General features: G+C 61.9%; 8 protein-coding genes. 5 read left to right on the top strand and 3 right to left on the bottom strand.

The window, feature by feature from the left end; all coding sequences use genetic code 11:
* Positions 1-133: 133 nt before the first annotated feature.
* Positions 134-4,624 carry a Calx-beta domain-containing protein gene (locus tag ACE1EY_RS05205; protein ID WP_370299615.1) on the bottom strand — a complete coding sequence of 1,497 codons (4,491 nt, stop codon included), beginning with the start codon at positions 4,622-4,624 and terminating at the stop codon, positions 134-136.
* 202 nt (positions 4,625-4,826) lie between these two features.
* Entirely contained in the window at positions 4,827-5,285 is a 459-nt protein-coding gene (locus ACE1EY_RS05200; RefSeq protein WP_291513826.1) for a DUF4112 domain-containing protein, read from the bottom strand.
* Positions 5,286-5,320: 35 nt separating this feature from the next.
* On the opposite strand from ACE1EY_RS05200, the gene plsB reads away from it, so the two are divergent.
* Together plsB and ACE1EY_RS05190 are read left to right on the top strand one after the other, a co-directional pair.
* The gene (gene plsB, locus ACE1EY_RS05195; RefSeq protein WP_370299614.1) at positions 5,321-7,804 is read left to right on the top strand and encodes a glycerol-3-phosphate 1-O-acyltransferase PlsB; all 2,484 of its coding nucleotides are present in this window, start codon (positions 5,321-5,323) and stop codon (positions 7,802-7,804) included.
* A 28-nt stretch (positions 7,805-7,832) separates the two neighbouring features.
* A complete protein-coding gene (locus ACE1EY_RS05190; RefSeq protein WP_291513828.1) occupies positions 7,833-8,570 on the top strand; it encodes an FKBP-type peptidyl-prolyl cis-trans isomerase in 738 nt (245 codons plus the stop codon).
* Positions 8,571-8,595: 25 nt separating this feature from the next.
* Here the strand turns inward: ACE1EY_RS05190 and ACE1EY_RS05185 are convergent, their stop codons facing one another.
* On the bottom strand, positions 8,596-9,048 hold the full coding sequence (locus ACE1EY_RS05185; protein WP_291513829.1) for a DUF4124 domain-containing protein: 453 nt from the start codon (positions 9,046-9,048) through the stop codon (positions 8,596-8,598).
* A gap of 33 nt (positions 9,049-9,081) precedes the next feature.
* On the opposite strand from ACE1EY_RS05185, the gene ACE1EY_RS05180 reads away from it, so the two are divergent.
* Genes ACE1EY_RS05180 through ACE1EY_RS05170 form a run of 3 tightly spaced genes read left to right on the top strand, consistent with a single transcriptional unit; the run spans position 9,082 to position 13,285 of the window.
* Positions 9,082-10,092, top strand: coding sequence for a DUF3080 family protein (locus ACE1EY_RS05180; RefSeq protein ID WP_373928047.1), 1,011 nt, complete (start codon positions 9,082-9,084; stop codon positions 10,090-10,092).
* A 51-nt stretch (positions 10,093-10,143) separates the two neighbouring features.
* Positions 10,144-10,767 (top strand): TetR/AcrR family transcriptional regulator, encoded by a 624-nt coding sequence (locus ACE1EY_RS05175; protein WP_373928046.1) that lies wholly within the window; start codon positions 10,144-10,146, stop codon positions 10,765-10,767.
* A gap of 43 nt (positions 10,768-10,810) precedes the next feature.
* Positions 10,811-13,285 (top strand): acyl-CoA dehydrogenase, encoded by a 2,475-nt coding sequence (locus tag ACE1EY_RS05170; RefSeq protein WP_291513832.1) that lies wholly within the window; start codon positions 10,811-10,813, stop codon positions 13,283-13,285.
* The last annotated feature ends 60 nt before the right edge of the window (positions 13,286-13,345 follow it).

Here is a 13,345-nt window from a genome sequence, read left to right as displayed (position 1 = left end):
ACTCTCGGTGGTGTTTACCTCATGGTAGCGCCGCAGCGAGGCGCCTCGTAGAGGGGCTATCCAAGCGATTGGTCGCGCCCACAAAAAAGCCCCTTCAGCGAACTGAAGGGGCTTTGATGGCCAATCGGTTTGGTTAGTGGGTCAGCCGTCGGCGACGTAGCGCCGCCAGACCGCCGAGGACAATCAGCAGACCGCCACCCAGGGCGCCGGATCCGCCGCCGCCACTACGTTCTGTGGGGTCTGAGATTGCGACCGAAATCGAATCTGAGAGGTTGTCGAAGCTGGCGTCGCTGCTCGAGCTTCGGGCGGTCAATGTCTGGGTCACTGTTCCCTCCTCCGTGCCGTTGATGCTCGCCAAGACTTCGACGGTCTGGTTTGTGTTCCAGTTCGCAGGCGTGAATACCAGTTGGCTGTCATCCGTCGGGTTGGCGGTTCTGACCGAAAGCCGCGCAGGTGCGTCGAAGCTGACGGTGACATTTGCAGATGGTCGGCTGGTCAGCGCCACGCTGATGGTGTCGGCAGCACCGCCTTCCGTGACGGCCGTGCTTCCTCCCGTCTCTGTCAGTATCAACCCGGCTTGTTCGTTGTCATTGATACGGACCGTGGCGGATGAATCACTGCCGAGCGGAGCCGGGTCGCCTGTGGTGGTCGGGTCACTGAGCGTGACCACAATCGTTTCTTGGGCTTCGGCGACGATATCGTCGGTGATGCTGATCGTGATGCTGCGATCGGTTGAGTCACCATCCGGCCAATTCAGCGTGCCGTTGGCCACCACATAGTCGGAACCGGAGGTCGCGGTGCCGCCCGTGACGGAATAGTTCACCGACACAGCGCCGGTGCCGGTCGTGAACCGTTCGACCGTCAGTGTGGCTGATCCGTCATCTTCGCTGACCATCACCTCGGTTTCGGCGAAACGGATTTCGGCATCATCGTCAGCAATGCTAACGACGGTTTGCGCCGGGTCGCCAATGGCGACATTGCCTTCGCCGGCACTGGGCGCGATGGATGCCGTAAACACGCGCTCGCTATCCGGCGTGCCGTTGTCGACAATGCTGACGTTCACCGACCTTGGGCCTGCGGATCCGGCATCCCAGGTCAGCGTCGTTCCTGCTGGCAATGCCATGAAGTCCTCGGGCGAGCTCGCTGAGCCGGCCAGGGTCGCGATGTCGACCGAGATTGGCAGGAAGACCGCGCCGGCACGTTCCGCGGTGATTTCCACCGAGCCCCCGGCTTCACCGATCGATGCCGTGGCCATGGTCATGGTCACGGTGGAATCGTCATCGGTAATGGTCGCGGTAGCGTTGGTCGGAGCGGCCAGCTCGACACCGTTCGGATTGGCGAGAGAGACCGAGAACGTCTCGTCTGCCTCTACCAGGTTGTCATCCGTAATCGGGAACATGGCGATCTTGGCGCCGCCTTCACCGTTGCTCCAGCTAACGGTCTGAGTCGCCGCCGTGAAATCATCATCAACCGTGGCCGTGCCATCAGCCGTGGCGACAACGTTCACGCTAGCCGCGCCATCCAGATTGCCTAGGCGCTCCACCGTCACTTCCACGGCATTGCCGTTTTCAGCCGCGCTCACGAACGCTTCGCCAGCGAGCCGGACTCCTTGCTGCTCGACGATGGTCACCGGAATCGGATTGGTACCGACAATCTCACCCTTGTCGCCAGCTTCAACTGCGATCATGACGACGAACATTTCGTTGGCTTCCGCCGGCCCGGTATCACTGAGGATCGGAATCGAGAAACTGCGCGCGTCGCTTTCGCCGTCGTTCCACGTGAGTGTTCCGGTGGTGTCGGTGTAGTCGCTTCCAGCGGTGGCGGCGTTGGCGCCTGAGCCGTCCTGGGTCGCGTAATTGATGCGAACCGCACTGCCGGACACGGTATCCACCGGTTCGACGGACACAACGACTTCGCCCGCATTTTCCGCCACAGTCCGGCTCGCCTGGGAGAACTGGAACTGCGCGAGTTCATCGGAAGTGATCGTGATCACGGACGGGTTGGGCGCACCGAGGCTGCCTTCTGCACCGGCTTCGCAATCGGTTGGGGTCACGCTCACCAGGCTGATGCTGAACTGCTCGTCACTCTCTCCCAGGTCGTCATTCAGGATGGTGACATCAAAGGAGAGTGGCGCATCGGAGCCATCCGAGAAGCTCAGGGTGCGGTCAGCGCTGGCGGCCGGTACCGTGTAGTCCGAGCCGGATGTTGCTGTGTCATCAACCGATTCGTAGACGACGTCGGCACCGCAATCGGTTCCGTCCATGCGCGTGACGCTCAGCGTAATGCTGCCCGCGTCCTCTGCCACCATGCGGCTGGCATCGGATATCTGGAACTGGAAGCTGCCCACCTTGGCGCTGTCGTCGCTGGTGATGGTGACCTCTGTGGAGTTGTTGTCCGGGTCGACGGTGGGCTTGCTGCCCGCGTCGCCCGCAATGGCGATGGTGATCGTGAAGGTTTCGTCCTCCGGCTCATAGTCGTCGTCATCGATGTCCAGTTCGTAGGTCATCGATGTGTCGCCATCGCCAAACACGATGGGCTCGTTGGTGAGCAGCGGAAAGTCATCCATGGCAGTCGCGGGCGTTGTTCCCGTGGCGGATGTGGACAATTGAACGGTCACCTCGCCATCCGTGCCGCCGGTTCGATTGATCGTCGCCACCAAGCTACCTTCGGTTGCCGTCGCGGGCACCGAAAGACTGAAGATGCCCTCTTCAAAGTCCAAGATATTCGCGGTACTCGAAGCGAGCACGCCGAGATCGACTTCTGGTGATGTGATGGCGTCGCTACGGTCGATTGCCACCGTGAAGGTTTCGGACGCATCCTCCACCAGTTCGTCATCCAGAATCTCAATCTCGAGATCACTGGCGGATGAGGCTTCGCCGGTCGCAAAGGCTAAAGACCCTTCGGTTTCGCTCGGTGTTGTGTAGTCGGCACCGGCGGTCGCCGTGCCGGGCGCGGTTGCCAGCAAAATCTGGGCGCCATTGGCCAGGTTGCCATAGCGGCGGACGGTGGCCACGAGCGGGGCCGACGCATTTTCCGCGATGCTCAGCGTGGCCATGGTGAGTTCCACAGCCGAGTAACCCGCAAACTCGTAGGCTCCGGGATCGCGGACGGCCGTCCCGTTTTCATCGCCGTCGGCTGTGAGGCCGCCACGCTGGTCAGCGCCGTTGTTGAACGCGGCTGATCCAAGATCGATCGCAGCGCCACCTGCAATGAGACGATGCGTCGGAAGCTCAAGGCCGCCGAATGCATTTTCAGGGTTGTTGTTGCTCAGCACGGGACTGACGAACGCGGTCGCCTCGCCCTGCAAATCGCTGGCCTGAGTGAAGCCGCAGGAGGTGTCATCGGCGATGTTGGAGCCGGAGCCCTGCGACGACGAGTGGTTTAGCGCGAAGGCGCAGGTATCGTTGACTGCGGCGTCAGGGGTCACATTGGCCGCGAAGACATTCTTGTAGAACGGATCCTCGACATTACCTGGGAATGCCATGGAGATCCCGGTCTCTGTTCCGAAGATCGCGCCCCCAATATCGGCCGAGTTGCCCATGAACGTGCTGAAGGTGACCGACGAACCGGTCGCCACATCCGCGCTGGCACCGATGGCTCCACCGGTGGTTGCGGTGTTGCCGGAGAACGTTGCGTTTTCGATATCAACTTCGGCATCGCTTTGATCTAGGAAGACCGCGCCGCCTGTTGACGCTGCGGCATTGGCATCAAATGTGGTGCCGACGATTTGAAGCACGCCTTCGGTGACGGCCACGCCTGCGCCATTTCCGTTGGTGGTGCTGTTGTTTGTCAGGCGGCTGTCTGCCAATGCCTGTGCCACGCCGGTGATTGTTGCGGTGACGTAGAGCCCGCCGCCATTGACGTCAGCGCTGTTGCTATCAAACAGCACCCGCTCGATGTTCAGGGAACCGTCAGCCTGCGTGATGACACTCGCCACGCCGCCGCCGGAGCCGCTGGCGGCGCTTCCGCTAATGGTCGAATCGGTTAGCGTCAGCGAGCCCCGATTCGCGATCGCGCCGCCGTCTCCACCTGCGATGGCGTCGCTGATCGTCAGGTTCGACAGCGCGCTCACGGTGCCTGCGCCCAACAGGATGGCGCCCCCGCTGCTGGCGTTTAGTGCCTCGGAATTGGTGATCGACACCGCATCCATCGTCAGGTCGGAATCGGCCTGCAGGAAGCGGATGCTGCCGCCGCCGGCAGTTGATGCACATCCGTCCATGCTGAGGTTGTAAAGCGCGTAGCTGCCGGAAGAAGCACTGGTCGGTACGACCAAACCTTCGACAGGCGTAAACAGCGTGGAACTGCAGGCGATTGCCACATTCGTTCCGTCGGGCTGGTTGATCTGAACCGGCGCGGTCACCGGGTCCAAATCGGACGCCAGCGAAATTTCGCCATCGACGTCGAATTCGATTATGTGGAAGGGCGGATTCTCCGCTGGGATCGCCCCGGCAGCGTTGGTCGCCTGTATCGCGCCTCGCAAGGAGCACGCGCCTGCAGGGTCACCGCTTTCGCAATCGGCCTGCTGGCCAAGCCCGGAGGTATTGACCACCACGGTAATGGCCATTGCAGGCAGGGTTGCACTCAGCAGGGCCGTGCCAAGCGCGGCGCGAAATACGTTCAACATCGTAGAAATCCCCCTGGCCGCTGTTCGCGGGACACGCGTTTGCAAACGGCTAGATCAGCAAAAAGTAGTCAATCCCCGTCGGCGAGTATGCCGAGTGGAAGGTTCAGTATTCAATAAAACAAGTTATTTGTACGACGCCGACCGATCAGCGTCACGGCAGAGTGCTTTAAGAGGTACGAGATCGGTTTGAAAATCCGGACATTTATTTGCGTATCAGCAGATACATGACGGTTACGGCGATAACGCCTGCGGCAAGCATTAGCCACATTCGGCGGGCCGCGCCCCTGGCTTGTTGGGGTTTGCCTGATTGAACGCTGAAGTGCTCTCGTAGCAGTTCCAGATTCCGGCGATTGGCCCGCCAGGCCACGTCGAAGACGTCGCCCAGCAAGGGGATTGCGCCGACGACCACGTCAATGCCGACATTCTTGAGCATGTGTCGGATGAGCGGAGCGGGTGCGCCCAAGTGGTGGGCGCGAAGTACAAGGGCTAACGCAGCGCCGCCCGTGAGCAGATCGCCGGCACCGGGAATCAGTCCGATAACGCTGTCCAGCCCCAGGCGAATTCGCGTGCCCGGAATGCGAATGCACTCGTCCAGCAACCAGGCATAACGATCCAGTTCGTCGCGAATGGCTGCGGCTTGCTCGGGCGTCGGTTCGGCCATCAGTTAGAATTCGCCTTGGAGTCGCGGAAGAGACCATGAATCCGTTTCGTTGGTTGATGCTTGCAGTCGCTTGGCTGTGGCGCAAGCCGTTGTTGTGGTGGGTGCGCGCGCGCGTCGTGCCGGACCCGCCGGAGTCGATCCTGGGCGATGCGATGGAGCGCCCCGTCTGCTACGTGCTGCCTGTGCGCAGCTGGGCCGACCGTGTTGTTGTGGAGTCGGTGGTCCGCAGCCGTGGATTACCGCTGCCGTACCTCACGCGGCAACGTCTGCCGACACCGGAGCGCGCTGCAGTACTGTTTCTGCCGGCACTGACGCGCACATCCGGTGCGCAGCCCAGCGAGTTGGAGTCGTTAATCGACGCGGCGTTGGGCTCGGGTGACTACGATGTGCAGCTCATACCGGTGTCCGTTTACTGGGGGCGTGATCCGGGTCGGGAGACCTCGCTGCTCAAGATACTGTTCACGGATAGCGATCAAGCGGGCTGGCTGCGCAAGTTCTTCATCGTGCTGGCCAACGGGCGCAACACACTGGTCAGCTTCAGCAAGCCGGTTTCGTTCAGCGAGTTCATGGTCGAGCAACCGGATCGGCCCACCGGCTTGGTGAAGCTCGCGCGTATTCTGCGGCTGCATTTCTCGCGGAATCGTAGCGCAGTGCTGGGTCCCAGCCGGTCGAATCGCTACGCTGTGGTCCGCAGCCTCAAGCATCATCCGTCCGTTCGAACCGCGATTGATCAGGCGGTCAGCGAAGGCGGCGGGTCTCGCGACGAGGTGCTCGCCACCGTGCAGCGCTATGGCGAGGAAATCGCCGCGGATTACACGCTGGCCGCCGTGCGCTTCATGGAAGTCGTGCTCGACTGGCTCTGGAAGCGCACTTTTGACGGGCTGAGCGTATTCAATGTGGAAGCCGCCCGCGAGGCCGCCCACGATGGCGGCGTGGTGTACTTGCCATCGCACCGCAGTCATTTTGACTACCTGTTAGTGAGTTATCTGCTCTACAAACAGGGCTTGGCGCCGCCGCATATCGCCGCCGGCATCAACATGAATTTCTGGCCGGTTGGCGGTTTGTTACGCCGGTGTGGCGCGTTTTACCTGCGGCGAAAATTCCGCGGCAACAAGCTCTATGGCGCGGTGTTTCGTGCTTATGTTGATGCTCTCGTCGCGCGCGGAACACCCATCAGCTTCTATCCCGAAGGCGGCCGCAGCCGAACCGGCCGGCTACGACGGCCGATGATGGGGATGCTGTCGATGACCATCGAAAGCGCGCTGCGCAACCCCGACAAACCGGTGAAGCTGGTGCCGGTGTTTCTGGGTTACGACCGCATCATGGAGGTCAACAGTTATTTCAGTGAACTGCGCGGGCAGAAGGCCAAACGTGAGTCGGCCGCCAAGCTGCTCAAGGCCGGGCGCAGTCTTAAACGCAAGTACGGTCGGCCGTATATCGCGTTTGGTGAGCCGCTCGATGTGTTGGAGCACGTCAAGGCCGCGCGACCAGACTGGCAGGCGATTGATTGGTCTGCGGACGAACGCCCTGACTGGTGGGCGGGCTACGTATCGCAGCTAGGCCACGAGATCATGCGGCGGATCAACGGCACCGCCGTCGTCAGCCCGGTGGCGCTGACGGCAGTCAGCTTGCTGGCGAGCCCGCAGCGGACCATGCCTGCCGATGAGCTTTCCGAGCGGTTGAGTGCCTACATCGCACTCCTGCAGCGTGCCCCTTACGGCCCCAATCTGCAGATTCCGGAAACCGACGGCGGTTTGCTGCTGGAGCGCGCGGAGCGCATTGCAGGGCTGCAGCGCGTCGAGCACCCCTGGGGGGATCTTATCCTCGCGCAGGATAAAGAGGCGGTGTTGTTGACGTACTACCGCAACAGCATTCAGCACTTGTTCGCGTTGCCTTCGCTAATCGCCAACTTCTTTTCGGCGCGGGCTCTGCGCAAGCGGGCAGAGGTGATCGCCGGCTCACGCGCGCTTTATCCGATTCTGCGAGACGAATGGTTTTTGTGGGACCAGGAGCAAAACCTGACACACGCCATTGAACGGCAGATCGATGCGATGGTCGAAGGCGGCATGTTGATCGCGGAGGAAGATAGTCTCCGTCGGCCGGATCCCTCTCAGGATGGCTACGGGCACCTCAACGGGCTCATGCGTGTGATGCGTGAGACGCTGGAACGCTATGCCATGACCTTGGTGCTGCTGGCGGAGCGCCGCGACGTGGTGACGCTGGAGCGCGCGGCCTTCGAAGCGGAGTGCGTGCTGATGGCGGAGCGCATGGCCGTGCTAACGGGGCGCAACGCGCCTGAATTCTTCGATCCCGTGCTGTTTCGCGGGCACGTCAACACACTGATTTCAATGAAGGTTCTTCAGATGAAGCAGGGTGAAGGCAGCGTGGAATGGCTGTCTGTCGAACAAGCCATCGAGCCGCTTTCGGTGCAGGCGCTGGGTTTGCTTGGTCCTGAAATCGCGCAAACTGTGCAGCATCTAACGGGCCGTCGCCGACGGTCTTTTACATCCAGCGACTGATGCATGTCGCTGACCACATGGAGTGAATATGCCCTATACGAAACGACTGATCGCGTTGTCCGCGATTGCACTGGCGGCCTGCCAGCCGCAGCCGGCCGACCCGGGTGGCGAGCCGCCGGATCCGTCGACCTACGAGCCGTCGTCCGAGGCTGAGAAGTTCTCGTATGCCGTGGGTGTGGATGTGGCGCGTTCGCTGGAACAGGTGTCCGACAAGGTTGATGCCGCTGCGTTCTCGGCAGGATTCGCTGCGGCGCACGGTAGCCACGACCTGGCGATGACCGACGAAGACATGACGGCGATCAAGACCACTGTTAGCCAGAGCCTGCAGCAGGCGCAGCAGGAAGAAGCCCAGGTGGCGGCCAAAGAGGCCACCGCCAAGGGCGAAGCCTTTCGCACGGAAAACGCGGAGAACGACAACGTGATGGTGACCGATAGCGGACTGCAGTACGAAGTGCTGGAAGACAGCGACGGCGACAAGCCTACAGCTGAAGACAAGGTCACCGTTCACTACAAGGGCACCTTGATCGACGGTACCGTGTTCGACAGTTCCTATGACCGCGGTAACCCTGCCACCTTCCCGCTCAGCGGCGTGATTCCCGGCTGGACCGAGGGGCTGCAGTTAATGCCGGTCGGCAGTAAATACCGCTTCGTGATTCCGCCGGAACTGGCCTATGGTCAGCGTGGTGCCGGCGCTCGCATCGGACCCAACGAGACCCTGGTCTTCGAAGTCGAACTGCTGAGCATTGGGGAACCGAAAGAGTCCTGATCGACTTCGCCGGTGATGCCGCGGTTTAGCGCGTCGTCGCCGGTGATGATTTGCACGACTTGGCGGCGAGTGTCCGATAGCGTGACATGCGGGAGGTGCGTTCCTCCGGTGTCATGCGCACGGTCTCGCCGCTTTTGTTTTTGTAGAGCACCCGCACCGCCGGGGTGCGTTCGTAGAACGCCAGCCGCTCCCGGGCCCGACTGCATTGCTGCTTGAGAACGGCAGGGTCGGTGGTGGGTTGTTCCGGGGCGGGATGATCGATCGCATCCTCGCTGGCTGGTTCGTCGGCCGGCGCCGGTGGCAGCGTCGTCGCGGGCGCCGGGTTCACATCCTTGACCACATAATCCCGGTTCAGGGGTGGTTGATCCGAATACCTAGTCTGACCATCGGCATCGGTCCACTGGTAGATCTCAGCATGCGCGCTCGCGCACATCCATCCCAGCAAGAGGCCCGTATTGATCCATGCCGTCAGTCGCATGGCTGGAGCATAACGCAGCCATTGCTGCGCCCGGTGGTGATCGCGCTCATCGCGGGGCTCGCCGCCTGTGAGTCATCGGGGGTGGCGGATGAACTTGCCGACTATCGCTGGCGCGTGGGCAATGTGCTCGATGTTCGCGTCATCCCAGAGGCTACGGACGTTCCCGCCTACCCAAGGCGGCGAGTCCGACTGATCGATTATCCGGATCTGCGGCTATCGCCCGGCGAGGCCTTGTCGCTTCGTGCCTGTCTCGGGCGCCTGCTGGGTGAACGCAACAGCATTCTCGGCCAGGTGATGGCACCGTCGACACGGTTCTCCTACGAGACGCGGGTTGCCGCCAGTTTGCCGGCCTGCGAGACAGACTCGGATGCCGGGCGCGCCTTGCTGGATCAGGTTATGGCGGTCAAGGCCGATAGTCTTGCCGTGGCGGCCTATCACCTGGTCTTCAATTCGGAGGAAGTCGAGGCCTTTCTGTCGCGGGCAGCAGAACCGGTGGCAATGGAGGAATTGCAACGCGGCTTGGCCGGCGTCACGGCCCTGGATGCGCTGGTCGGATGGGTTGACCGGGGGCTGATGGGCGAGGTGGTTCCGGAGCGGGCTCTGAGCGCGACCCTTCAGCGGCTGCGTGAATCTCGCGGGGCGGGCGGGCTACTTCGGCTCGCCGCCTTGCTCACGACCGAGCTGCGAGCGGTGGCGGCGATGATTCACCAACGTCTGGATGCTCGCCCTGTCTGTCTGCAGCCGCAGCCCACGCCGACCGCGCAGGTTGCCGAGACGGTTTTTCACAAGTTCTACGCAGACGCTTTGCAGCCGGATCTGACCATCGTCCGGCGGGAGCTATCGCGTCTGGTGACAGCGTTGAGCGACGCCCAGCATGTTCAGCGCAGCGCGCTGCCCGCAGAGCTCCGTGGCTATCTGGATGCCATACGGGCGCTAGACGCTGACCTGGTCTCGGCATCGACCGAACATGCACAGGCCTGGCAGCGCCTGCTGGGCCAATGCGGCCGTATGCCTGACCGTGGTGACAGGGATTCGGCGGCGTGAACATCATTCCCATACGCTGACGTATGTGTTAGTTTTTCCGTACTTACCCGTATGGAAGTCGCGACATCGATGGCCCAGCAAAAGCCAACATTGAGTGCCGACGACTGGGCGGACGCCGCTTTGGACGCCATGGTCGACGGTGGGTTGGACGGTGTCGCGGTCGAGCCGCTGGCGCGAAAGCTGGGTGTGACCAAGGGCAGTTTCTACTGGCATTTCGCCAATCGTGATGCGCTGATCCGGGCGTCGCTTGAGCGCTGGGCCTCGCGGGAGACGGAGCAGATCATCGCCCGCGCCAAGGGCGTGAAGCAGCCTCGAAAACGCATCCAGACCGTGTTCAAGGCAGCCAATGGCAGCGAGCGTGAGGGTCATCTGTATCTGGCGCTGGCGGCAGCCAGCCGCGACCCCCGGGTGGCGGACTTCGTCCACAAGGTCTCGCAGCGTCGCTTGGATTTTCTATCCGAATGTTATCGGGCGCTGGGTTTGCCGACGCGCGATGCCCGCAAGTGGGCGACCTTTGCCTACAGCACCTTCCTGGGCACGTTGCAGCTGCGGCGGGATAACCCGTCCGCGCTACCGCCAGGGGCCATGTTTAACGAATACCTGAGGCTGTTAATCGAGACGCTCATTCCGCGTTCCGGCGAGCAGCCTCCGGCGGCGAACGAACAAGCCGCCTAATCGACTCCCCAGTCTCTTACCTTTGTATATCGGAGGGTTTGTCATGTTGACACTACTCGCAATTTTCATCGCCGTTGCTGGCTTTTGGGTGCTTGCCTACATGGGGGCGCCGCTACTGGTGTCGTCCGCTGCAATTGGCGTGTACATCGTCGGTCTTTACGGCGTTGGCATCATGGGGCCGACCGCGTTCGCCATCACCGGCGGCATCTACGCGGTGCTGGCGATCGTCCTGAACCTGCGGCCGATCCGCCGGCTGATCACCAAGCCGGTCTTTGCGGGCTTCAAGGCGGTGCTGCCGCCGATGACCTCCACCGAACGTGAAGCTCTGGAAGCGGGCGACGTGTGGTGGGAAGGCGAAATGTTCCGCGGGCGGCCGGATTGGTCGGTGCTCAAGAACTTCAAGCGTACGCAGCTCACCGCCGAGGAGCAGTCCTTCCTCGACAACGAGACAGTTGAGCTGTGTCAGATGATCGACGACTACAAGACCGTCTACGAGGACCGTGATCTCGCACCCGAGGTGTGGGCGTTCATGCGTGAGAAGAAGTTCTTCGCCATGCTGATCACCAAGGAATGGGGCGGCCTGGGCTTCTCGGCCTACGCCCAGTCCTGCGTGGTGACCAAGATCGCCACCAAGTCGATTACGGCTGCGGTGACGGTGATGGTGCCGAACTCGTTGGGCCCTGGTGAGTTGCTGATGCACTACGGCACCGAAGAGCAAAAGGAACACTGGCTGCCCAAGTTGGCCAATGGCACCGACATTCCCTGCTTCGGCCTGACCGGCGTGGAAGTCGGCTCGGACGCCACCGCCATCCCTGATGTCGGCGTGGTCTGCAAAGGCGAATGGGAAGGCAAGGAAGTGCTGGGCATGCGCCTGACCTTCAACAAGCGCTATATCACGCTGGCGCCGGTCGCTTCGGTGATCGGTCTGGCGTTCAAGCTACAGGACCCGGACGGTCTGCTGGGCGACGCCGAGACGGCTGACTATGGAATCACCTGCGCCCTGATCCCGGCTAACACGCCGGGTGTGGAAATTGGTCGGCGTCATTACCCGTCCGGTGCGTTCATGAACGGACCGATCACCGGTGAAGACGTGTTCGTGCCGATCGAGTGGATTATCGGCGGCGTGGAAAAGGCCGGCGGCGGCTGGCGCATGCTGGTCGAGTGTCTGTCTGCGGGCCGCGGCATCTCGCTACCCGCGCTGTCGGCTGCCGGCGGCAAGATGGCCTATCGAATGACCGGTGCGTATTCGCGTATTCGCCGGCAGTTCAAGCTCTCGGTCGGCAAGTTCGAAGGCGTGCAGGAGGCCACGGGCCGCATCGCCGGGCTGAACTACCGACTAGAAGCTACACGCACATTGACGGCCAGCGCGGTCGACAATTGTGCGCCGTCTGTAGTCACGGCCATTGCCAAGTACCACATGACGGAAATGATGCGGCAGGTGCTGACCGACGCCATGGACGTGCATGGTGGCCGCGGCATCATGGTCGGCCCACGTAATTACCTCGTGTCTGCCTATCAGGCGATTCCGGTGGCGATCACCGTGGAAGGCGCGAACATTCTCACCCGCAGCTTGATGATCTTTGGCCAGGGTGCAATCCGCTGTCATCCGTACGTCTTCCCGGAAATGGAAGCGGCGCGTGAGGACGATCTGCCGGCCTTCGACAAGCTGCTTTGGAGCCACATCGGCTTTTCCATGAACCGCGGCGTGCGCGCGCTGACGCTGGGCCTGACCGGTGGTGCGCTGGCCAAGGCGCCGGTGGACGGACCGACAGCCAAGTACTACAAGCAGCTTGAGCGCATGTCGACGTCCCTTGCCTTCGTGTCCGACGTGACCATGGGTGTTCTCGGTGGCGAACTGAAACGCAAGGAACGGCTCTCGGCCCGCCTGGGCGATGTGCTGAGTCATCTGTACATGGCCTCGGCCGTGCTCAAGTACTACGAGGACGAGGGTCGGCCAGAAGAAGACCTGCCGCATGTGCAGTGGTGCCTGGAAGACTCGCTGAACACGATTTACGAAGCCTTCGATGAGTTCTTCTCGAACTTTCCGATGGGTTTCGTGGGTTCGGCGATGCGCCGCATGGTGTTCCCGTTCGGTCGCTCCTACCGCCCGGTCTCTGATGACCTCAATGGCAAGCTCGCCGACATGATGATGGAGCCTACAGAGCTACGTGATCGCCTGTCCGAGCTGTGCTATCTGCCGCAGGACGCGGCGGATCCCGTCGGGCTGCTAGAAGTCACGTTCGGCAAGTTGATCGAGGTCGAACCGCTGTACAACAAGTACTACAAGGCCCTGTCCAAGGGAGAGCTGGCCGGTATGACGCTCGAAGCCCGGTTGGAAGAAGCGGTTCAGCAGGGCGTGTTGACCCAGGACGAAGCCGCACAGGTGGGCGAGTACGACGCGCTCCGCTACGAGTCCGTCATGACCGACGCCTTCACCAAGGAGTATCTGGCCGGTACCGCCTTCAATCCGGACGCGGATGCCGCCGACACGGTGCATCCGACGGCGAAGGTCGCCTGATAGCCGGAAGCAAGCACTCGATGAGAAACGGGCCCTGCGGGGCCCGTTTTCTTTAGGTGT

This window comes from Abyssibacter sp. (assembly GCF_964229365.1).
Classification (GTDB): Bacteria; Pseudomonadota; Gammaproteobacteria; order Nevskiales; family OUC007; genus Abyssibacter.
The sequence above is the reverse complement of the archived record's forward strand: the minus strand, read 5'-3'. Positions and strand labels throughout refer to the sequence as shown.